Below are 20,444 nucleotides of genomic sequence, written 5' to 3'. Positions count from 1 at the left end.
AGCGCCAGCCGGAGCCGGGACTGCTGCTGCACTCGGATCAGGGCTGCCAATACACCAGCGCCGCCTGGCAGCGGCTGCTGGCCCGGCACCAGATCCAGGCGAGCATGAGTCGCCGGGGCAACTGCTGGGACAATGCCGTTGTCGAGCGCTTCTTCCTGAGCCTCAAGACGGAACGCGTCTGGCAGCGCCGCTACGCGAACCACGGCGAGGCGCGGCGGGATATCGCGGACTACATCGTCCGGTTCTACAACACCGTTCGCATCCACTCGACGCTGGGCTACCTGCCTCCCAGCGTCTACGAGCAACCAACGGCAGCCACTCCACCTAACGCGGTGTCCGAAATCACTTGACCACCACAGGTCAAGACAACAGCCATTCTGGCGATCGTGCTCATGGATGGGGGCTAGGTTTTCGGGCATCTTGGGCACGCTCGGCCTGTGGCCGTTGCGTGCCGCACCCGCAGGGCGGGTGCCGGGGGCTTTCCGACAGTACAGTCTGTTGCTGGGCAGGTTGCTTGGAATACAGGCGGTTTAGACCTTAGCCCCCCGTATGGAGCCCCTTGTGGAAGGGTGCTCGGGCCGGAAACAAGGCGCTGGATGTCTGAGCGGAGCCGCAGGCGTAGCGAGTTCAGCGCCGCCGGCCCGAGGGCCCTGGAGCAAGGTTCCCGGGCGAAATCCGGGTGCCCTTCTTTGGGTCCTTTCTTGGGCAAGCAAGAAAGGACCTCGCGGCGCGCTGGCGAGTCAGCGCCTGGCAGGCGGCGGACCGGAGGCACCGTAAACACAGACGTCGGATAGGCCTAGCCAACTGTGGCAGGCGGCCGGACGACGCGCAGACCCTCGACGTGTCAGCAACGCTAGAGGGCGTCGAGGACCTCCGAGAGGCGCGAGACGGCAATCACCTCCATCCCCTTGATCGGCTTGCGCGGGGCGTTGGCGGCCGGGGCGATGGCACGGGTGTAGCCATGCTTGGCCGCCTCGCGCAGGCGTTCCTCGCCATTCGGAACCGGCCGAATCTCGCCGGCCAGACCGACCTCGCCAAAGGCCAGCATCTCCTGCGGCAGTGGCCGGTCGCGGAAGCTGGACAGCGCGGCGGCGAGCATCGGCAGGTCGGCGGCAGTCTCGGTTACGCGCACGCCGCCCACCACGTTGATGAACACGTCCTGGTCGAACAGGGCCACGCCTCCATGGCGGTGTAGTACGGCCAGCAGCATGGTCAGGCGGTTCTGCTCCAGCCCCACCGTGATCCGCCGCGGCTGCGAGGCATGGCTCTCGGCGACCAGCGCCTGCACCTCGACCAGCAACGGGCGCGTGCCCTCGCGGGTAACCATGACGACGCTGCCGGGCACCGGCCCCTGGTGACGCGACAGGAAGATCGCGGAAGGGTTGGAGACCGCCTTCAGGCCGTTCTCCAGCATGGCGAACACGCCCAGCTCATTCACCGCGCCGAAGCGGTTCTTCACCGCGCGCAGCATGCGGTACCGCCCGTCCGGGTCGCCCTCGAAATAGAGCACGGTATCGACCATGTGCTCCAGCACGCGCGGCCCGGCGAGCTGGCCGTCCTTGGTCACGTGCCCGACCAGGATCACGGTGATGCCGCGCTGCTTGGCCATGCGCACCAGGGCCGCGGCGCTTTCGCGCACCTGGCCGACCGATCCGGGGGCGGACTGCAACGCCGCGGTGTAGAGCGTCTGGATGGAGTCGATTACCAGTACGCGCGGGCGTTCGCGTTCGCAGGTGGCGATCACGTTCTCGACCTGGGTTTCGGTCAGCAGGCGCAGCCCGTCGACCTCCAGGCCCAGGCGCCGGGCGCGCATGCCGATCTGCTGGGCCGATTCCTCGCCGGTCACGTAGAGCGTGTCGCCGATGGGCAGCATGGCCAGGGTCTGCAGCAGCAGCGTGGACTTGCCGATGCCCGGGTCGCCGCCCAGCAGCACCACCGACCCGTGGACCAGGCCGCCCCCCAGGGCGCGATCCAGTTCCGACAACCCGGTGCTGGTGCGCGGTACCTCGGCCAGCTCGACCTCGCCCAGGCGGGTAATGCCGGCGACCGCACCGGCGTACCCGCCGCGCGGGCCGGCGCTGGCCGCCGGAGCGGCCTCCTCCAGGGTGTTCCAGGCGCCGCAGTCGCCGCACTGGCCGGCCCACTTGGGGCTGATCGCGCCACAGGACTGGCAGACGTACTGGGTCTTGTTCTTTGCCATCAGGGGGCCTTTTGCGCCGGGGCTTCCGGCAGGTCGGGCGCGACCACACGCACGGTGCGGATGGTGTTGTTCTTGATCTGGGCGATGTCCATCACCACGCCGTTGATCTTCACGCTCACCGGCGCCTCGGGGATGCTCTCCAGGTGTTCGACGATCAGCCCGCTGAGGGTCTTCGGGCCGTCCTGCGGTAGATCCAGGCCTAGAGACCGGTTCAGTTCGCGCAGGTGAATGCCGCCGTCGACCATGACCGAGCCGTCGTCCTGGCGCAGGACGTCGTCGCTCATCGCCGGCGAATCGGTGGTGAACTCGCCGACGATCTCCTCCAGCAGGTCCTCCAGCGTGATCAGGCCCTCGATGTCGCCGTACTCGTCCACCACCAGGCCGATGCGTTTTTTCTGTTGCTGGAAGTTGATCAGCTGACGGTTGAGCGCCGTTCCCTCGGGGATGAAATAGGGAGGGGTCAGGACCTGGCGCAGGTCGTCGGGGCCGAACGCGTCGCGCTCCACGAGCGGCAGGACGTCGCGGCGATGAACGAAGCCGACGATGTGGTCCAGTTCGCCCTCCACCACCGGGAGTCGCGTGAAGCTGCCGTGGATCAGTTGGTCCTCGACCTCGTTCCAGGGTTCGTTCAGGTCGATTACCACGATCTCGTTGCGCGGGATCATGATGTCCTCGACCGTGGTGCGTTCGAGATCCAGCAGGTTCAGCAGCATGCGCTGGTGATTGGCCGGGATCAGCGCGCCGGTCTCGGAGACCACGCTGCGCAGCTCGTCGGTGTTCAGTGCGGCGCGCTGGCCGGCATTCATGTGCACGCCAAACAGACGCAGCACGCCGTTCGCCATCAGGTTGATCATCCAGACCACCGGCCACATCACCTTGATCAGTCCGGAGTAGACCCAGGCGGCGGGGTAGGCCACACGTTCGCTGTGCAGCGCAGCGAGGGTCTTCGGCGCAGTCTCGGCGAAGATCAGCAGGGTCAGGGTCAGCACGCCGGTGGCGATGGCCACGCCGGTATCGCCGAACAGGCGCCACCCGATGAAGGTGGCGATCTGCGCGATCATGATGTTGACGAAGTTGTTGCCCAGCAGGATCAGTCCGATCAGTCGATCCGGTTTCTCCAGCAGCCGCGCGGCGCGCTGAGCGCCGCGATGGCCGGTCTGCGCGCGGTGGCGCATGCGATAGCGGTTCAGCGCCATCAACGCCGTCTCCGAGCCGGAGAAGAACGCCGACAGCAGGAACAGCACCACCAGGGCGCCGAACAGGACGGACAGCGGGATCTCTTGCAAGGGTGCGGCCTGCGGTCAGGGGTGGGCGGACGGGCGGGGCTGCATGCTCGGGATCATTTCAGGCAAGGCCCGCGGGGGTGTCAAGCCGTGGTTACCGCGTTCAGATGCGTCCGAGGATGACTTCCAGTACCAGCTTGGAGCCGAAATAGGCCAGCACGAGTACGACAAAGCCGCCGGTGGTCCAGGCCAGTGCGCGCGTGCCGCGCCAGCCGAGACGCCAGCGGCCAATCAGCAGGGTGGAGAAGATCAGCCAGGCCAGGATCGACAGGGTGGTCTTGTGGACCAGGTGCTGGGCAAACAGGTTGTCCACAAACAGCAACCCGGACAGCAGGCTGAGCCCGAGGAACAGCCAGCCGATGAAGATCATCCGGAACAGCCACACCTCCATCGAGAACAGCGGCGGCAGGGCGCGCACGAAGCCCGAGGCGTGATGGTTGTGCAGGGCCCGGTGCTGGGCGGCCATCACCGCCGCCTGCGCGGTGGACAGCGCGAGGAACGCCCAGCCCAGTGCCGAGAACAGGATGTGCAGGTCGATCCCGGCCGAGGTGGTATAGCGCGTATCGCCGTCACACAGGAGAGCAGTGAGGGCGGCCAGCGCGGTCAGCGGCAGGATCACGACCCCGAGGATGGCCAGGGGGTGGCGCCAGCTCGTCAGCCACAGCAGTGCGGCCACCAGCCACAGCGAGGCCGACAGCGCATTGCCCAGGCACAGGTTGAGCCCCGTATCGGTCAGCACCATCGGCAGTAATGCGCCCAGGTGGGCGAGCAGCGCGAGCCCCCACAGGGCCAGGGGCGCCCGCGGCTGGCCCGGTGTCAGCGGCTGCCGGCGGGCGGTGACAATCAGGTAGCCCGCGGTGACGAGATACAGCGCGACGGCGAGGAGTCCGATGGCAATGATCATGACGCCGGATTATCGCCGCTCCGCCGGCGGATTGCACATGGTGACGGCCGTTCCGGCGTCAGTTCGGGTGCCCGGCTGTGATCTCTCGACCGGTCGCCCGGCGGTGGGCCTGCATCCCGGAGCGCGAGACCGGTATACTGTGCGGTCCCGTGGTCGGTGGATGTGCGCCGACCGCCGCTGATTCAGACGAGGACGCGTGATGTTCGACGGCCTTTCCAGCCGCCTGCAGGAGACCATGAAGCGCCTGAAGGGTCAGGCGCGGCTCACCGAGGACAATGTCCAGGATGCCCTGCGCGAGGTGCGCATGGCGCTGCTGGAGGCCGACGTGGCCCTGCCGGTGGTGCGCGAGTTCATCAAGGACGTCAAGGAAAAGGCGCTGGGCAAGGAGGTCATCGGCAGCCTGACCCCCGGCCAGGCCCTGATCAAGGTCGTCCATGACGAACTGATCGCGACCATGGGCGGCGAGAACGCCTCGCTGAACCTCGCGCAGCAGCCGCCCGCGGTGGTGCTGGTGGCCGGCCTCCAGGGTGCTGGCAAGACCACGAGCATCGGCAAGCTCGCGCGCCTGTTGCGCGAGCGCGAGAAGAAAAAGGTCGCGGTGGTTAGCTGTGACGTCTATCGTCCGGCAGCAATCCAGCAGTTGGAGACCCTGGCCGGCCAGGTCGAAGTCACGTTCTATCCCAGTGACACCAGCCAGAAGCCCGAGGCGATTGCCAGGGATGCGGTCGCCCGCGCCCGCCGCGAGGGCATCGAGGTCCTGCTCGTGGATACCGCGGGCCGCCTGCATGTCGACGAGGACATGATGGCCGAGGTCCAGGCCCTGCATCAGGCGATCGATCCGATCGAGACCCTGTTCGTGGTCGACTCCATGACCGGGCAGGATGCGGCGAACACCGCACGCGCCTTCGGCGAGGCGCTGCCGCTGACCGGCGTGGTGCTCACCAAGGCGGACGGCGATGCCCGTGGGGGTGCGGCCCTCTCGGTGCGCCAGATCACCGGCGTGCCGATCAAGTTCATTGGGATGGGCGAACGCCCGGATGCCCTGGAGCCGTTCCACCCCGAGCGCATCGCCTCGCGCATCCTCGGCAAGGGCGACGTGCTGTCGCTGGTCGAGGAGGCCAGTCGCCAGGTCGACCAGGATCAGGCCGAGAAGCTGACCCGCAAGTTGAAGAAGGGCCGCGGCTTCGACCTGAACGACCTGCGCGACCAGCTGGGCCAGATGCAGAAGATGGGCGGCATGAGCTCCATGCTCGAGAAGCTCCCCGGCGGCGGCAAGCTGCCGGATGCGGTGAAGAATCAGGCCAACGACAAGGAGATCGGTCGCATGATGGCGGTGATTTCGTCGATGACCGAGCGCGAGCGCCGTCACCCGGAGGTGATCAAGGGCTCGCGCAAGCGCCGTATTGCCGCCGGTTCCGGCACCCAGATTCAGGATGTGAATCGTCTGCTCAAGCAACACACCCAAATGAGCAAGGCGATGAAGAAATTCTCCAAGGGCGGCGCATCGAAGATGATGCGGGCCCTGGGGAGCAAGATGGGCGGCATGGGGGGCATGGGTGGCCCCGGCGGCGGGATGCCGTTTCGCTAGCAGAAACTACCTAAAGTACGCGCGAGCGGCGGCCTGGCGCACAAGGGAGACCTGAGCTCTCCCTTGTGTTGTCGGTCGAATTCGTTATAATCGCGCGTTTTCTCGAGAAAACGGACTCACGGGGTTCAACACTACATGGTTACGATTCGCCTGCTACGCCGCGGCGCCAAGAAGCGCCCGTTTTATTCGATCGTGGTTACCGATTCCCGCGCTCGTCGCGATAGCGGCTACAAGGAGCAGATCGGTTTCTTCAACCCGGTGGCCCGCGGTCAGGAAGAACCGCTGCGCATCGATCTGGAGCGCGTGGACCACTGGCTGGGTCACGGCGCCGGCATGTCCGAGCGTGTGAATCACCTGGTCAAGGGTTACCGCAAGCAGCAGCAGTCCGCGGCGGCCTGAGGGCGCCCGGCCGCTGTACTGACGCTTGGCTGCGGTCATGAATGAGGCGGATGAGCGCATCCGCGTCGGACGTGTGTCCGGGGTCTATGGCGTCAAGGGTTGGGTGCGGGTCTTTTCCGAGACCGCGCCGCGCGCCGCGATCACCGAATTCCCGCAGCTGTGGATGCAGCACGGGAGTGATTGGCGCCTGGTTGACGTCGAGGGTGGCCGCGGCCATGGCCAGGGCGTCGTGATGAAGTTTCGCGAAGCCGCGGATCGCGATGGGGCGCACCGGTTGATTGGTGCCGAACTCGCGATCGAGCGGGCCTGGTTGCCACCGGCCGAAGATGGCGCCTACTACTGGGCCGACCTGCTGGGCATGGCGGTCGAGAACAACGACGGCGCGGTGTTGGGAACCATCTCGGGTTTTATCGAGACCGGTGCCAACGACGTGCTGGTAGTCCAGGGGGATCGGGAACGCCTAATCCCCTGGGTTCGCGACCAGTACGTGCTGGACGTGGATCTGGAGGCCCGCCGCGTGCGGGTCGACTGGGACCCGGAATTCTGAAGCGGCGCGGATGCGTTTCGACGTCATCTCGCTGTTTCCGGAGCTGGTCGCAGCGGTTGGCGAATCCGGAGTGACCGGGCGGGCCGTGGAGCGCGGTCAGCTGGAACTGAGATACTGGAATCCGCGTGCCTGGGGCGCCGGTGTTCACCAGGCAGTGGACGACCGGCCATATGGCGGGGGTCCGGGCATGGTGATGCAGTACGCGCCGCTGGCGTCCGCGCTGAATGCGGCGCGGGCGGATACCGAAGCCACGCCGCACGTGATCGCACTGACCCCGCAGGGGCAACCGATCCGGCAGGCGATGCTGCGTGAACTGGCCGGGCGGCCGCGGGTCGCCCTGGTCTGCGGGCGCTACGAGGGTATCGACGAGCGCTTTATCGAGGCGCAGGTCGACGCGGAGTGGTCGCTGGGCGACTTCGTGCTCTCGGGCGGCGAACTTGCGGCGATGGCGGTAATCGATGGCTGTGCCCGCCTGCTACCGGGGGTTCTGGGGCATGCGGACTCGGCCGAGCAGGACTCGTTCAGTGCGGGGCTTCTGGATTGCCCGCACTACACGCGCCCGGAGACGGTCGCCGGGCGTACCGTGCCGCCGGTCCTGAAGGGGGGCGATCATGGCGCGATCCGGCGCTGGCGCCGCCGCGAGGCACTGGGCAGGACCTGGACCCGGCGGCCGGACCTGCTGGCCCGGCTGGAACTCGGGGCCGAAGATGCGGCCCTGTTGGACGAATACCGTGCGAGTGGCCATACCGGCGGCTCGCGCACCGAAAGCGATGATTGAGGTCGAGCAATGAATAACGTCATTCAGGAACTGGAAGCCGAGCAGATGAAGTCGGATGTGCCCGCCTTCGGGCCCGGCGATACCTTGGTGGTGCAGGTCAAGGTTCGCGAAGGCGACCGCGAGCGTCTGCAGGCCTTCGAGGGCGCGGTGATCGCCGTGCGTAACCGCGGCCTCAACTCCGCCTTCACCCTGCGCAAGGTCTCCTACGGCAACGGCGTGGAGCGTACCTTCCAGACCCACAGCCCGCAGATCGCCGAGATCAAGGTGAAGCGCCGCGGCAAGGTGCGTCGTTCCAAGCTGTACTACCTGCGCGACCGGACCGGCAAGGCCGCCCGCATCAAGGAAGACGTCAAGGCCGCGAAGTAACGCGACCGGCCGGGGTTCGGCGCATGGCCGAACCCCGGCCACCCCTGGCGTTTCGCTATTCGATGTCGGCAGGTCCGATGACCCGCAGCCAGCGCTGCCTCCTCCCCGGAGTCGCGCTGGCTTTTGTGTGGCTGGAATCTGCCGATGGCGAAGTCCTGGCCTGCGACTGGCAGGATCCGGACGATCCCCAGGATCTGGTGCCATTGGTGGATATCCCGAGCGCGGATCTCCAGGCGCCGCGCTTTGACCCGGAACGCTACGGTCGTGACGCCACGGCCTGGCGCCCGACGTTGGCTGTACCCCCCGGCAGCGCCCATGCGCGCAGGGTGTGGGCCGCCTTGTCGGAGATCCCGGTGGGCGAGGTGCGCACTTATTCCGAGATCGCGACCCGCGTGGGTTCTGCGCCCCGTGCGGTGGGGCAGGCCTGTCGTGCCAACCCCTGGCCCTTGTTCATCCCCTGCCACCGCGTGGTCTCCTCGCGTTTTCGCACCTCCAGCGATGTCGGTGGGTACGCCGGCGACCAAGTGGGCGAGCTGGCCCAGGTGAAACGCCTGCTGCTGGTCCATGAGGGTGTTCTGGGTCGCGATTGACCCCGCGGCGGCTGGTTCGCAGCTCGCCGATGCCTCCTCGCACCCGCACCCGAGCTGGGTGCTTTTCTCGTTCTGGCCCGGTATTCCGTGGAGGCTGCATTAGCCCGCCGTGCTCGGGCTGGCCATGGCCCCCGGGATATTCGCTCGCGACATCAGGTGTTTGTCGGCCATCGCGCGCCTGAACGGTGCCTGAAAAAAACCCTGGAAAGGCGGGAATAATAAAGAGGGAATCATCGTCTGCCCCTCGGTGTTGATCCCCAAGAACCGTTGAAAAACAGACTTTTAGGAAACGCTAATATAGTCTTTTGTGTTGACAGCACGGACTCGGGTTCAGCACTCTGCTACACAGGTCCGGGCCAGATCAGTCCCGGGCTCAATCGAAAAAAACCCGTGTGATGGAGGTTTCCATGTTCAAGAAAGCATTGCTTGCGTTGCCCGTAGCAATGGCTGTTGGGGCTGCGGCTCAGGCCGGCGAATGGCAAGACCCCAATGATGTCCTGCAGAACCTGCTGCAGAGCAACCCCGATTCCGCTTACCTGCATCAGAGTGAAATGAACATCATGATGATGCCGGACAACCCGGCCCTGTGGCTGGTCGAGGAAGGCGAGGACCTGTTCTACGCCCAGCGCGGCCCGAACAACGTCTCCCTGGAAGGCTGCGACTTCGGCAAGGGGCCGGGCGAGCTGGACGGCGCCTATGTCGAGCTGCCGCGCTACTTCGAAGACACCGGCAAGGTGATGGACTTCGAAATGCGCCTGGTGCACTGCATGAAGGAACTGCAGGGCTTCACCAGCGATGACGCCGCCGTAGGCCAGCGTCATGGCAACGGCTCCGACATCATGAAGCTGACCACCTACATTGCCCACCAGTCCTCCGGTATGGCGTGGAATCCGCCGCTGGATCACCCGGAAGAGCAGGCCATGCGCGATGCGGGCGAGAAGCTGTTCTTCCGCCGCGGTGGCGCGATGGACTTCAACTGCGCCAGCTGCCATGGCGATTCCGGCAAGCAGATCCGTGCCTCCGTGCTGCCCGAGATGCGCAATGGTCAGGAATGGACCAAGGCAATTTCCTGGCCCGCCCACCGCGCCGGCCACGACAACGTGCGTAGCCAGAACCACCGTATCCGTGGTTGCGTGTGGCAGATGCGTCACGCAGGTATCAAGCACGATACCCCGGTCAACACCGCCCTGATCTCGTTCTGGAACGATGCGGCGCGTGGCGAACCGGCCATCCTGCCTGACCTGAAGCGGTAATCTACGGACGCAATAGGAGACACCAAGTATGTTTAAAAAGAATGCTGTTGCGGCCGGCATGGCCGCGTTCGCATCCGTCGCCCTCGCCGCTGGTTGCGCCGTTGCCGATGGAAGCAAGGGTTCGGATGTCGACATCACCGCGATGAGCGCTGACGAGCTGGCCGAGCATCTCATCTTCGAAACGGACAGCTTCCGTGACCAGGAGATGCAGGAAGGCGGTTCCTGGCGTGATCGCATGACCCAGGACGAGCTGCAGAAGGCCTGCTCCATGGAAGGCGATCCGGATGGCGAAACCGCCGGCCGCGTCGTGGCCATGGCGCGTGCCGGCTACGAGCGTCCGGAAGGCGGCGTGGAGCTGGGTGACTGGCGCAAGGGTGCCGAACTGGCGAACTCCGGTTATGGTTACCGCCAGGGTCACAACACGGACAACCACGGTCAGCGCGAGGCGGGTGGCAACTGCTACAACTGCCACGTGTTCGACCCGCGGGTTTCCGAGCAGGGGACCATCGGCCCGAGCCTGCAGAACTACGGTGCCAACCGTGGTACCAGCGAAGCGGTGCTGAATTACGTGCACGAGGTGATTTCCAATCCTCACCAGTATTTCCCGTGCACCCAGATGCCGCGGTTCAACTCCGACCGTCACCAGCTCCTGAGCGACGAGCAGATCAGCCATATCATGGCTTACCTGCTGGATCCGGAGTCGCCGGTCAACAACCAGTAAGCCACACACTGGTTCGAGGGCGGCCTTCCGGGGCTGCCCTTTTTTGAACCACCGCGGGAGGGCTCGCGGTGGTTTTTCCTGACGGACCCAAGCATGGGTCTAGCTACTTTGCGGCCATGGGCCGTTGATCCGGGACCTGTTCTCCATCGGGCCTGGAGGCAACCGGGCCTACGCCTGGAAGACGCCGGCACGATGATCGGCAAGAAGCGGCAATAGCCGACGCAAGAGGAGACATCAGGGATGCTTAGGAACAAGACAGTTGGGGCGGGCTTGGCCGTTCTGGCGTCCACGGTGCTGATCGCGGGTTGCGATGGCTGGATGGGCGAGACCAGTGGCGAAGTCGACATTACGGCGATGAGCGCCGACGAATTGGCAGAACACCTTGTGCTGGAGACGGACAGCTACCGTTTCGAGCAGGAGGCACAGGAAGGTGGGTCGGCCCGTGATCGCATGGTGCAGGATGGCATTCAGGCCGCCTGTTCGATCGAGGGCGATCCGGATTCCGGGACCGCGGGCGAGGTGATCGCCATGGCCCGCGAAAGCTACGAGGAGCCGCCGGGTGGTCCGCGCCTGGGCAACTGGCGCCGTGGCGCCGAGTTGGCGCGCTCCGGGTATGGCTACCGTATCGGTCATCGAAACGATGACCATGGTACCCGCGAGGCAGGCGGTAACTGTTACGCCTGCCATCAGATGGATCCGGCCGAGGAGCTTTACGGCACCCTGGGCCCGAGCCTGGCCGGGTATGGGGCCACCCGCGGTAATGACAGTTCGGTGGTGAATTACGTGCACCAGGTGGTGTCCAATCCCCACCAGTATTTCCCGTGCACCAAGATGCCGCGGTTTGGGCGCAACAACTTCCTCAGCGAGGAACAGATTGCGCACGTCATGGCGTATCTTCTGGATCCGGACTCGCCGGTCAACCAGTAAGCCGTTCACACGGTCGAGGGTGGTCCTTCCGGGCTGCCCTTCTTGAGCCACCGCGGGTACCCTCGCGGTGGCTTTTTGTTTGAGGGACGCATGCTCAGCTACCAACATGACTACCACGCCGGAAATTTTGCCGACGTCCACAAGCACCTAGTCCTGTGGCAGGTGCTGGAAGCGCTGCGCGGGCGCGAGAAACCCTTCGTGGCCGTGGACCTGCACGCCGGCGCCGGGGGCTACGACCTGACCAGCGCGCGGGCACGCAAGACCGACGAGGCCACCTCCGGTATCGCACGTCTGTGGTCTGCGGATCCGGTCTGGCCATCCGCGGGCCGGACGTTCCTGCAGACGTTGCGGGGGATGCAGCCGAAGCCCCCGCGCCTTACCGAATATCCGGGGTCCCCGTTGCTGATTCAGGCGCGGTTGCGCGAACGCGATCGCCTGATCGCGTGCGAACTCCATCCGGAGGCCTATGATCGGCTGCAGACGCGCCTTGCCGGCGATTCACGCTGCCATGTGCACAAGCGTGACGCGCGCGAGGCCGCGCGAGCGCTGTTTCCGCCGGAGCCACGCCGCGGTCTGGTCCTGCTGGACCCGTCCTACGAGCGCAAGTCGGAGTACCGCGAGGTGGCGGAGATGGTGACCACCATCCGTCGGCGCTGGAACACCGGGATCATCCTGGTCTGGTACCCCATTCTCGCAGGCCGGCCGGATCATCCGATGCGCGAACAGTTACGCGCCGAGCTGGACGATCCCTGGCTGGTCAGCGAGTTGCGTATCGCCGCCGACCCGGAGCGCCACCTCGGGCTGGCGGGCTCCGGGATGCTGGTGCTGCGTCCGCCGTGGCAGCTGGAGGAGCAGCTTCCGGAGCTGCTCGCGCCGGTCTGGGCACTGCTGGATCCGGAAGGAGCGGGCGGGCTTTACCAGGCCGCGGTCCTTGAAAACGGGACAGGCGACCCTACCTTACGACGTGTCGAGAACAATCAAGGGACACGCACGCCATGACCGAAACTCAGACCGAACCCAGCACCGAGACTCGCCGCTTCGAGACCGAGGTCAGCCAGCTTCTGCAGCTGATGATCCACTCGCTTTATTCCAATCGCGAGATCTTCCTGCGTGAGTTGATCTCCAACGGCGCCGATGCCTGTGACAAGCTGCGTTTCGAGGCCCTGGCCCAGCCGGACGCGATCCCGCAGCCGGCGGAGCTAGTGATTGACGTCGAGGTGGACGCGGAGGCGCGGACCGTTACGGTGCGCGACAATGGCATCGGCATGTCGCGGGACGAGGTGGTCGAGCATATCGGCACCATCGCACGCTCGGGTACCAAGGCGTTTCTAGAGAAGCTGACCGGCGACCAGAAAAAGGATTCCCAGCTGATTGGTCAGTTCGGTGTGGGTTTCTACTCGTCGTTCATCGTCGCCGACCACGTGCGCCTGGAGACGCGCCGCGCCGGCAGTGAAGCGGATGCGGGTACCCGCTGGGAGTCGCTTGGCGACGGTGAATACACCATTACCCCATGCGAGCGCACCGAGGCCGGCACCGAGATCACCTTGACCCTGAAGGAAGACGCTGGCGAGTTTCTCGAGCCCGTGCGTCTGCGCCACATCATCGGGCGCTACTCGGACCATGTGGCGTTCCCCATCCGCATGCGCAAGCAGGACGAGGAGGGCAACCCTACCGACGACTGGGAGACCGTGAACCGTGCCAGCGCGCTGTGGACCCGCTCGAAGAGCGAGATCAGCGACGAGGAATACCGGGAGTTCTACAAGCACGTCGCGCACGACTTCGAGGATCCGGCCGCCTGGACCCACAACCACGTGGAGGGCCGGCAGGAATACACCACGCTGTTCTACATCCCCAAGCGCGCGCCGTTCGACCTTTGGGATCGCGATGCCCGCCACGGGGTGAAGCTCTACGTGAAGCGGGTGTTCATCATGGACGACGCGGACAAGCTGCTGCCCAACTACCTGCGCTTCGTGCGCGGGGTGGTGGACTCGGCGGACCTGCCGCTGAACGTCTCGCGGGAGATCCTGCAGGACAACCGCCTGGTGGACTCGATCCGCTCCGGTTCGGTGAAGAAGATCCTGGGGCTGCTGGAAAGCATCGCCAAGAACGAGCCCGAGGCGTACGCCGAGATCTGGAAGAACTTCGGGCGGGTGCTGAAGGAGGGACCCGGCGAGGACTTCGCCAACCAGGAGGCGATCGCCAAGTTGCTGCGCTTTGCCAGCACCCATAACAGCGACGACACCCAGAACGTCGCGCTGCCGGATTACCTCGAGCGCATGAAGGAGGGCCAGGAGGCGATCTACCTGATCACTGCCGACAATGCCTCCGCCGCGCGCAACAGCCCGCACCTGGAGATCTTCCGCAAGCACGGGATCGAGGTCCTGTTGCTGTCGGACCGGGTCGACGAGTGGCTGCTGTCCCACCTGCGCGAGTTCGACGGCAAGCCCATCAAGAATGTCGCCAAGGGTGACCTGGACCTCGACAAGATCATCGGCGAGGACGCCGAGCAGAAGGACGAGACCGGCGAACAAGCCGCGGAGGGCGACCTGGGCGATCTGCCGGAACGTCTGCAGCAGGCTCTGGGCGACCGCGTGGAGAGCGTGCGGCCCTCGCGGCGGTTGGTGGAGTCTCCGGCCTGTATCGTGCTTGGCGAGCACGAGATGGCCCTGTACCTGCAGGAACTGCTCAAGCAGGCCGGCCAGGAGACCTTCTCCGGCAAGCCGGTGCTGGAGGTCAACCCGGGCCATCCGCTGGTCGCACGCCTGAAGGCCGCGGAAGGCGACGACTTCAACGACCTGGCCTCCTTGCTGTTCGAGCAGTCCCTGCTGGCCGAGGGCGGGCAGTTGGAGGACCCGAGCGGGTTCGTCGCCCGGTTGAACCGACTGCTGCTGCAGAAGGCCGCCTGACCTGGCGGACACTCGCCCGCCGGAAACCGCGTGTCCGGCGGGTGGACCTGACGTGGAGCGATATTCCGCGTTACCCTTAAAAGTTCATGTATTAAGAGGGCAAAGCCCATGCAAGTCGCGCAGAACGCCGTGGTGGCCATCCACTACACCCTGACCAACGATGCTGGCGAGAAGATCGACAGCTCCGAAGGCCGCGAGCCGCTGGCCTACCTGCACGGACAAGGCCAGATTGTCCCGGGTCTGGAAAAGGAGCTGGAAGGCAAGGCCGCCGGTGACAAGGTCCAGGCGAAGGTCTCCCCGGAAGAAGGCTATGGCGAGAAGATCGACGCCATGGTTCAGGAGATCCCGATGGAGGCCTTCCAGGGCGTCGAATCCGTCGAGCCGGGGATGCAGTTCCAGGCGCAGACCGAGAACGGCCCGCTGACCGTCACCGTGACCAAGGTCGAGGGCGAGACCGCCACGGTCGACGGCAATCACCCGCTGGCCGGCGAGACCCTGAACTTCGACGTCGAGATTGTCGAAGTCCGCGAGGCCTCTGCGGAAGAGCTGGAACACGGCCACGCTCACGGCGAAGGCGGTCACCAGCACTGATCGCGCCACGGGCCGGTGTGTGACACGCCGGCCTAGCCGCCTTTTTCGACCCGCCCCGGTGCCGCCGGGGCGGGTTTTATTGTTTTGGACCCGAGGAAAGTTGACCCGGCTGCCGTGCATCGATCCGGAGCGAATGGCGCCACATGCGACTGGTATTGCAAACCATTCGCATTAAGGGTAGTGTGCGCTCTGTTCGTGGGCAGTGACTTGGCAATCCGCCGGCTAGCCACGATAGTCGGATTCCGGGAGATCCGTGACCCATACGCGGCGATGTGTGCGGGGGTTAGCTTCTCTTCGGTCAAGGCGTCTATACATTCGTGTCCTGCGGCGAGCTAGCTCATCCATGACCAACCGTTTTTCCATATCCCCTTCCGGCAGTCGTCGTGCGTTGGCGCTGGGCGTGGCCGTGAGCTTCGCGCTGCACGGCGGGATACTGGGCTCGCTATGGGTGATGCGTGATGCCGCACCGGAGTTGGCTGGCACCCGGGGCGGAGGCATGGAGGCACACTGGGTCGAACTGGACGCGGTGTTGCCTGACCCGACCGGGCAAGAAGCGGCGGTCGTTGAACCCGACGCCGTGACCGAGACACTTGAGGAACCGGAACCGGAACCGGAACCGGAACCGGAACCGGAACCGGAACCGGAACCGGAACCGGAACCAGAGCCGGAACCAGAGCCGGAACCAGAGCCGGAACCAGAGCCGGAACCAGAGCCGGAACCAGAGCCAGAGCCAGAACCGGAGCCAGAACCGGAGCCAGAACCGGAGCCAGAACCGAGTCGTTCGGGCACATCCGGGCCGGTCGAAGACCAGGAGCCGGCGACGGAGGCGGCCCCCGTTGGGCCGGCGGGCCAAGAGGACGAGCCCTTCGAGGAGCCGGGGTTCGGGGCGGAGTACCTGAACAACCCGCCGCCAGACTATCCGCGAATCTCGTTGCGCCGTGGTGAGGAGGGTACCGTCCTGCTGCGAGTGCGGGTCTCCGCGCAGGGGCGGCCGCTGGACTGGTCGGTGGAGGAGAGCAGTGGCCACCGGCGCCTGGACGATGCCGCCGAGGCGGCGATCGAGCATTGGGAGTTCGAGCCTGCCCGCCGTGGGGGACGCGCGGTGGAGGGCGTGGTGCTCGTACCGATGGATTTTTCGATTCGATGACAAGGCCGGCGCATGAAGCGCTGCGCAGCCGGGGATGATTGCATGAACGAGTTCGATGTCTTCTACGTGTTTCGCCATGGTGACCCGGTGCTGGTCGCGGTCTTCGCGATCCTGCTGCTGATGTCCGTCGCGACCTGGGCGATTGCCGCGAGCAAGCTGCTTACGCTGATTGGCGTGCGTCGCGACAACCGCGCCGCGTTGGCGGCCTTCGATGCCAGTCAGACGGCGCCGGCCTTCCACGACGCGATCCACGACCAGCGCGGCCCGCTGGCGGTGATCGGTCAGGAGGCCTTTGCCGCGTTCGACGACTACCGCGGGGTTCGTGATGGATCGGACAAGGCCGAGCAGCGCCTGGACGACCACGTGGTGCGCCGGATTCGCCAGGCGATGGACCGGCAGCTGCTGCGCATGCAGGCCGGCAATATCGTGTTCGCCTCGGTCGGGGCGCTGGCGCCCTTTGTCGGACTTCTCGGTACCGTCTGGGGTATCCATGGCGCCCTCATCGACATCTCCCAGGAGTCGTCGGTGTCCATGGATTTGGTGGCGGGTCCGCTCGGCGAGGCCCTGGTGGCGACGGCCGCCGGCCTGGCCGCGGCGATCCCGGCGGTGGCCTTCTTCAACATCTTCAATCGCTCCCAGCGCCTGTTGCATCAGGACTTCGAGGCCTTCGCACACGATGTGCATGCGCTGCTGATGCACTCTGACCTGAAGCCCGGCAATGCTCGCGAGGCGCGTGACCGCCGCACCGATCCGCATGCGCTGCCGGACGACGGCCTGCACCAGGAGGGCTAAGCCATGGCCTTCGGACGCATGGGCGACACCAGCGAACCGATGTCGGATATGAACGTGATCCCGTTGGTGGATGTGATGCTGGTGCTGCTGGTGATCTTCATTATCACTGCACCGGTGATTACCCACTCGGTGGATCTGGATCTGCCCCAGGCCACCAGCGAGCCGGTGGACGAGCTGCCGGATAGCGTGACGCTGTCCCTGGACGGAAGCGGCGACCTGTACTGGAACAACGAGTCGGTCTCGCTGGAGCGTCTCCCGGCGCGCCTGCGCGAGGCGCTGGAGACACAACCGGACATCGCGATCTATCTGCGTGCGGATCGTGACACGCGTTACGAACGCCTGGCCCGGGTGATGGCCGAGGTGCGCCAGTCCGGGGTGAGCCGCATGGCCTTCGTCTCCGAACCGGAGGGGGAACAATGAATTCCGGAACGCATCCACCCGGCAAGCCGGCTGCCCGCCAGGATCCGGGCCCGCGCGAGATCGCCAGCGAGCAGCTGCTGGGACCCGCGCGGCAGATCCGCATCTGCCACCGCGGCGAGTGGTACACCCTGCGCCGGACCGCCAACGACAAGCTGATCCTGACCAAGTAAGTCGCGTGAAACACCGGCCGCGGTACACACCGTGGCCCCCGCCAGCCAGGGGAGCCTCTCCCTCAGCCAGCCTCCAATCCGTCACCGATCCGCGGCGCCTCAGCGTCCGCAGCGGTGTTGATGCTGGCCAACTCAAGGGAGACAACCATGGCTCGAAACTATCTGGAAAGCCGCCGAATCGCACGACCCGCCGACCACCCGCGCAACTCCGGGGTATGGAGGCGGCGCGCCGTCGTGCTCGCAATTGCCGGGGCCGTGGGGATTCCCGCGCTGCATGCCGACGAGGCCGCCCCGACCGCCGAATCCGGAACCGAGGCCCGGCTGGCGCCGGTGCAAATCCTCGGAGATGTGACCGCGACGCAACGGCTACCCGGCTCGGCGGCGGTGGTGGGTCGCGATCAGCTGGAAACCGAAGGGACCACGGACATCCACCAGGCGCTCAAGACCGTGCCCGGCGTGTACGTGCAGGAGGAAGACGGGACGGGGCTGCGCCCCAATATCGGGATCCGTGCGGCGCCTCCGGGCCGCAGCAGCAAGGTGACCCTGATGGAGGACAACGTGCTGATCGCCCCGGCACCGTATTCCAACCCGGCGGCCTACTATTTCCCGACCACGATGCGGATCAACGAGATCGAAGTGCTCAAGGGGGCCCCGCTGTTGCGCCACGGACCGCAGACCACCGGCGGCGTGATCAATCTGGTGTCCACGCCCATCCCCCGGGAACGCGGAGGCTCCATCGAGACGGTGGTGAACGATCGGGGCGGCACCGACGTGCACGCGATGTTCGGGGATCGCTCTGGTGACTGGAGCTACATGGTCGAGACCGTCCAGCGCAACGGGGCCGGCTTCAAGGACATCGATCGCAGCAACCGCGATACCGGCTACGACATCCAGGACTATGTCGGCAAGCTGCGCTGGGATGGCGAGCGCCAGAGCATCGAGGCCAAGGTCCAGTACTCGGAGGAAACGTCCAACGAGACCTATCTTGGCCTGACCGACGCGGATTTCGCGCGTGATCCCAATCGGCGGTATGGCCTGTCCGGGATCGATCAGATGGAGAACGACCACCTCGGTCTGAGCGTCACGCATGACATCGATTGGTCCGAGCGCGTGCGCATGACCACCACGTTGTACCGCAACGAATTTGTCCGAAACTGGTTCAAGCTGGGCGGGGGCGGCGCGTTCATTGACGACGCCAATCGGGGCGACGCGACCGCGCAGCGAATCCTCCGGGGCGAAGATGATGTGGCGGGACTGACCTACCGCAACAATAACCGCGAATATGTCTCCGAGGGCATCCAGACCGAACTGGGCATGGATTTCGGGGACCACTGGCTGCGTGCGGGTGTCCGCTATCACCAGGACGAGATGGACCGCTTCCAGCCGGACGACATCTACGATCAGGTCAACGGTTCCCTGGTCTACCAGGAGACCATCCAGCCGGCGGGCAGCAACAACCGGTTCGAGGATGCGCAGGCCTGGAGCTTCTGGCTCGCCGACGAGTGGTACGTCAGTGACCGGCTGACCGCGAACCTGCTGCTGCGCTACGAGGATGTCGAGACCTCGCGGACCCAGTATGCCGACACGCAGCGTAACGTCGTGGATTCGCGGCGCTCCAATTCGAGCAGCGTCTGGCTGCCCGGGGCCGCGCTCACCTACGACTTCACGGATCGCTGGCAACTGCTGGCGGGGGTTCACCGTGGATTTGCTCCCCTGGGGGGCGGTGCGACCGAAGAACAGGACCCGGAAACCAGCACGAACTGGGAACTGGGCGCCCGGTATCAGGGCGACCATGCGTTTGTCGAGGCAATTGGTTTCTACAGCGACTTCTCCGACTTCGTGCAGAACTGCTCGGTGGCGACGCCCTGCTCGGACGGTTCCACCTCCGGGACCTTCACGACAGGGGAGGCGGTCATCTCCGGACTGGAGGTGCGGGCATCCACGGGGGTGGACCTGGGATCCTTCCACGCGCCCCTGGAGGCCAGCTACACCTACACCCGTGCCGAGGCCAGCGCGGACAACCCGGCCTCGGGGCAGCAAAAAGGCGATCGCTTGCAGGGGATCCCGCGCCACCAGTTCAGCCTGCGAGGAGGCCTCGAGCACGCGAGCGGCTGGAACCACTACGCGGTCGTGAAGTACATCGACGCGACGTGTACCAGCGATGGCTGTAACCGGACCGGGGGCGCATTCGATCGGACCGAGTCGCTGACCACGGTTGATCTGGTGAGCGAGTACCCCCTGGGGAAGGACACCGACCTCTATGCGCGGGTGAGCAATGTGCTGGATGAGCAACAAATCATCTCCCGCTCCCCGGACGGTGCCCGGCCCAACGAACCGCGTACGTTCTCGGTCGGGTTAACGCACCGGTTCTGAGTCGGTGCCTCTTGAACCGCAGACCGCACCTTCCTCGGGTGCGGTCTTCTTGTATGGGAAACCGGAATCGGGAGCCCGTCACATTCTGGACGGCGGGGTTCCGGCAACACGGATCGTATGTTGGGCTTCGGGGTCGAATGCCCCGAGTGTCCCCGGTTCGACGGGTAACTGTCGGGTATTGGGGGCGAAGCGAGAAAGGACCCTTACGGTAAAGGAGAACACCATGTGGAAATCGCGACTGACGATCCTGATGCTTGCCCTGATGATGGCGCTGGGCAGTGCCACCCTCGCGGGGTGTGACAACCAGGGCCCGGCGGAAGAGGCCGGCGAGAACATCGATGACGCCATGGACGATGCGGGCGATTCGATGGAGGATGCCGGCGACGAGATCGAAGATACCTTCAGCAACTGATTTCCTGCCCTGCAGTACGTGAAAGCCCCGGCACGCGCAGCGTGTCGGGGCTTTTTTGTGGTGGGCCAGCGCCAGCT

At 65.6% G+C, this 20,444-nt stretch carries 22 protein-coding genes and 1 pseudogene; 20 read left to right on the top strand and 3 right to left on the bottom strand.

Features of this window, described 5'->3' with window-relative positions; all coding sequences use genetic code 11:
* Together F816_RS0110685 and F816_RS15145 are read left to right on the top strand one after the other, a co-directional pair.
* The coding region (locus F816_RS0110685; protein WP_019594717.1) for an integrase core domain-containing protein at positions 1–350 on the top strand (350 nt) is incomplete at its 5' end.
* Between the two features lie 46 nt (positions 351–396).
* A pseudogene (locus F816_RS15145) lies at positions 397–604 on the top strand (hypothetical protein).
* 249 nt (positions 605–853) lie between these two features.
* On the opposite strand, the gene radA reads toward F816_RS15145, so the two are convergent.
* The 3 genes from radA to F816_RS0110670 form a co-directional block, all read right to left on the bottom strand.
* Entirely contained in the window at positions 854–2,200 is a 1,347-nt protein-coding gene (gene radA, locus F816_RS0110680; RefSeq protein WP_019594716.1) for a DNA repair protein RadA, read from the bottom strand.
* Positions 2,200–3,486, bottom strand: a complete 1,287-nt coding sequence (locus F816_RS0110675; protein ID WP_019594715.1) for an HlyC/CorC family transporter — start codon at positions 3,484–3,486, stop codon at positions 2,200–2,202. Before F816_RS0110675 ends, radA begins: the two co-directional genes overlap by 1 nt.
* Positions 3,487–3,586: 100 nt before the next feature.
* A complete protein-coding gene (locus F816_RS0110670; RefSeq protein ID WP_019594714.1) occupies positions 3,587–4,387 on the bottom strand; it encodes an inner membrane protein YpjD in 801 nt (266 codons plus the stop codon).
* 199 nt (positions 4,388–4,586) lie between these two features.
* Between F816_RS0110670 and ffh the strand changes: the two genes are divergently transcribed.
* The 18 genes from ffh (at position 4,587) to F816_RS0110575 (ending at position 20,367) form a co-directional block, all read left to right on the top strand.
* Positions 4,587–5,975: a signal recognition particle protein gene (gene ffh, locus F816_RS0110665; protein ID WP_019594713.1), complete on the top strand. Its 1,389-nt coding sequence runs from the start codon at positions 4,587–4,589 to the stop codon at positions 5,973–5,975.
* A gap of 135 nt (positions 5,976–6,110) precedes the next feature.
* The gene (gene rpsP, locus F816_RS0110660) at positions 6,111–6,374 is read left to right on the top strand and encodes a 30S ribosomal protein S16 (protein ID WP_018145315.1); all 264 of its coding nucleotides are present in this window, start codon (positions 6,111–6,113) and stop codon (positions 6,372–6,374) included.
* A 37-nt stretch (positions 6,375–6,411) separates the two neighbouring features.
* Positions 6,412–6,921 (top strand): ribosome maturation factor RimM, encoded by a 510-nt coding sequence (gene rimM, locus F816_RS0110655; RefSeq protein WP_018169174.1) that lies wholly within the window; start codon positions 6,412–6,414, stop codon positions 6,919–6,921.
* Between the two features lie 10 nt (positions 6,922–6,931).
* Entirely contained in the window at positions 6,932–7,699 is a 768-nt protein-coding gene (gene trmD, locus F816_RS0110650) for a tRNA (guanosine(37)-N1)-methyltransferase TrmD (protein WP_019594712.1), read from the top strand.
* Between the two features lie 9 nt (positions 7,700–7,708).
* Positions 7,709–8,065: a 50S ribosomal protein L19 gene (rplS, locus tag F816_RS0110645; protein WP_018145318.1), complete on the top strand. Its 357-nt coding sequence runs from the start codon at positions 7,709–7,711 to the stop codon at positions 8,063–8,065.
* 23 nt (positions 8,066–8,088) lie between these two features.
* Positions 8,089–8,655, top strand: a complete 567-nt coding sequence (locus tag F816_RS0110640; protein WP_019594711.1) for a methylated-DNA--[protein]-cysteine S-methyltransferase — start codon at positions 8,089–8,091, stop codon at positions 8,653–8,655.
* 443 nt (positions 8,656–9,098) lie between these two features.
* Complete coding sequence (gene soxA / locus F816_RS0110630) at positions 9,099–9,908, top strand: sulfur oxidation c-type cytochrome SoxA (protein ID WP_019594709.1); 810 nt, start codon at positions 9,099–9,101, stop codon at positions 9,906–9,908.
* 28 nt (positions 9,909–9,936) lie between these two features.
* Positions 9,937–10,629 (top strand): sulfur oxidation c-type cytochrome SoxX, encoded by a 693-nt coding sequence (gene soxX, locus F816_RS0110625; RefSeq protein ID WP_018169170.1) that lies wholly within the window; start codon positions 9,937–9,939, stop codon positions 10,627–10,629.
* Positions 10,630–10,869: 240 nt separating this feature from the next.
* Positions 10,870–11,556 carry a sulfur oxidation c-type cytochrome SoxX gene (gene soxX, locus F816_RS0110620; RefSeq protein ID WP_026333232.1) on the top strand — a complete coding sequence of 229 codons (687 nt, stop codon included), beginning with the start codon at positions 10,870–10,872 and terminating at the stop codon, positions 11,554–11,556.
* Between the two features lie 90 nt (positions 11,557–11,646).
* Complete coding sequence (locus tag F816_RS0110615; RefSeq protein ID WP_019594707.1) at positions 11,647–12,555, top strand: 23S rRNA (adenine(2030)-N(6))-methyltransferase RlmJ; 909 nt, start codon at positions 11,647–11,649, stop codon at positions 12,553–12,555.
* The gene (gene htpG / locus F816_RS0110610) at positions 12,552–14,462 is read left to right on the top strand and encodes a molecular chaperone HtpG (RefSeq protein ID WP_019594706.1); all 1,911 of its coding nucleotides are present in this window, start codon (positions 12,552–12,554) and stop codon (positions 14,460–14,462) included. The genes F816_RS0110615 and htpG overlap by 4 nt, the downstream gene beginning before the upstream one ends.
* Positions 14,463–14,570: 108 nt before the next feature.
* Positions 14,571–15,053, top strand: coding sequence for a peptidylprolyl isomerase (locus tag F816_RS0110605; RefSeq protein WP_019594705.1), 483 nt, complete (start codon positions 14,571–14,573; stop codon positions 15,051–15,053).
* 496 nt (positions 15,054–15,549) lie between these two features.
* Positions 15,550–16,200 carry a TonB family protein gene (locus tag F816_RS15080; protein WP_019594704.1) on the top strand — a complete coding sequence of 217 codons (651 nt, stop codon included), beginning with the start codon at positions 15,550–15,552 and terminating at the stop codon, positions 16,198–16,200.
* A 42-nt stretch (positions 16,201–16,242) separates the two neighbouring features.
* Positions 16,243–16,992: a MotA/TolQ/ExbB proton channel family protein gene (locus F816_RS0110595; protein ID WP_018169164.1), complete on the top strand. Its 750-nt coding sequence runs from the start codon at positions 16,243–16,245 to the stop codon at positions 16,990–16,992.
* Positions 16,993–16,995: 3 nt separating this feature from the next.
* Positions 16,996–17,412: a biopolymer transporter ExbD gene (locus F816_RS0110590; protein WP_018145328.1), complete on the top strand. Its 417-nt coding sequence runs from the start codon at positions 16,996–16,998 to the stop codon at positions 17,410–17,412.
* Positions 17,409–17,582 carry a hemin uptake protein HemP gene (hemP, locus tag F816_RS14630; RefSeq protein WP_019594703.1) on the top strand — a complete coding sequence of 58 codons (174 nt, stop codon included), beginning with the start codon at positions 17,409–17,411 and terminating at the stop codon, positions 17,580–17,582. The genes F816_RS0110590 and hemP overlap by 4 nt, the downstream gene beginning before the upstream one ends.
* A gap of 255 nt (positions 17,583–17,837) precedes the next feature.
* Positions 17,838–19,955, top strand: coding sequence for a TonB-dependent receptor domain-containing protein (locus F816_RS0110580; protein WP_026333230.1), 2,118 nt, complete (start codon positions 17,838–17,840; stop codon positions 19,953–19,955).
* Between the two features lie 223 nt (positions 19,956–20,178).
* Positions 20,179–20,367: a hypothetical protein gene (locus F816_RS0110575; RefSeq protein WP_019594701.1), complete on the top strand. Its 189-nt coding sequence runs from the start codon at positions 20,179–20,181 to the stop codon at positions 20,365–20,367.
* Positions 20,368–20,444: the final 77 nt, after the last annotated feature.

Origin of the sequence: Thioalkalivibrio sp. ALM2T, from assembly GCF_000381505.1 — a bacterium.
Classification (GTDB): Bacteria; Pseudomonadota; Gammaproteobacteria; order Ectothiorhodospirales; family Ectothiorhodospiraceae; genus Thioalkalivibrio; species Thioalkalivibrio versutus.
The sequence above is the reverse complement of the archived record's forward strand: the minus strand, read 5'-3'. Positions and strand labels throughout refer to the sequence as shown.

What these genes read in the sequence shown, in the direction of transcription:
- radA (WP_019594716.1), bottom strand. Translation starts at nt 2,200, where the DNA reads ATGGCAAAGAACAAGACCCAGTACGTCTGCCAGTCCTGTGGCGCGATC.
- F816_RS0110670 (WP_019594714.1), bottom strand. Translation starts at nt 4,387, where the DNA reads ATGATCATTGCCATCGGACTCCTCGCCGTCGCGCTGTATCTCGTCACC.
- ffh (WP_019594713.1), top strand. Translation starts at nt 4,587, where the DNA reads ATGTTCGACGGCCTTTCCAGCCGCCTGCAGGAGACCATGAAGCGCCTG.
- rpsP (WP_018145315.1), top strand. Translation starts at nt 6,111, where the DNA reads ATGGTTACGATTCGCCTGCTACGCCGCGGCGCCAAGAAGCGCCCGTTT.
- rimM (WP_018169174.1), top strand. Translation starts at nt 6,412, where the DNA reads ATGAATGAGGCGGATGAGCGCATCCGCGTCGGACGTGTGTCCGGGGTC.
- trmD (WP_019594712.1), top strand. Translation starts at nt 6,932, where the DNA reads ATGCGTTTCGACGTCATCTCGCTGTTTCCGGAGCTGGTCGCAGCGGTT.
- rplS (WP_018145318.1), top strand. Translation starts at nt 7,709, where the DNA reads ATGAATAACGTCATTCAGGAACTGGAAGCCGAGCAGATGAAGTCGGAT.
- F816_RS0110640 (WP_019594711.1), top strand. Translation starts at nt 8,089, where the DNA reads ATGGCCGAACCCCGGCCACCCCTGGCGTTTCGCTATTCGATGTCGGCA.
- soxA (WP_019594709.1), top strand. Translation starts at nt 9,099, where the DNA reads ATGGCTGTTGGGGCTGCGGCTCAGGCCGGCGAATGGCAAGACCCCAAT.
- soxX (WP_018169170.1), top strand. Translation starts at nt 9,937, where the DNA reads ATGTTTAAAAAGAATGCTGTTGCGGCCGGCATGGCCGCGTTCGCATCC.
- soxX (WP_026333232.1), top strand. Translation starts at nt 10,870, where the DNA reads ATGCTTAGGAACAAGACAGTTGGGGCGGGCTTGGCCGTTCTGGCGTCC.
- F816_RS0110615 (WP_019594707.1), top strand. Translation starts at nt 11,647, where the DNA reads ATGCTCAGCTACCAACATGACTACCACGCCGGAAATTTTGCCGACGTC.
- htpG (WP_019594706.1), top strand. Translation starts at nt 12,552, where the DNA reads ATGACCGAAACTCAGACCGAACCCAGCACCGAGACTCGCCGCTTCGAG.
- F816_RS0110605 (WP_019594705.1), top strand. Translation starts at nt 14,571, where the DNA reads ATGCAAGTCGCGCAGAACGCCGTGGTGGCCATCCACTACACCCTGACC.
- F816_RS15080 (WP_019594704.1), top strand. Translation starts at nt 15,550, where the DNA reads ATGGAGGCACACTGGGTCGAACTGGACGCGGTGTTGCCTGACCCGACC.
- F816_RS0110595 (WP_018169164.1), top strand. Translation starts at nt 16,243, where the DNA reads ATGAACGAGTTCGATGTCTTCTACGTGTTTCGCCATGGTGACCCGGTG.
- F816_RS0110590 (WP_018145328.1), top strand. Translation starts at nt 16,996, where the DNA reads ATGGCCTTCGGACGCATGGGCGACACCAGCGAACCGATGTCGGATATG.
- hemP (WP_019594703.1), top strand. Translation starts at nt 17,409, where the DNA reads ATGAATTCCGGAACGCATCCACCCGGCAAGCCGGCTGCCCGCCAGGAT.
- F816_RS0110575 (WP_019594701.1), top strand. Translation starts at nt 20,179, where the DNA reads ATGTGGAAATCGCGACTGACGATCCTGATGCTTGCCCTGATGATGGCG.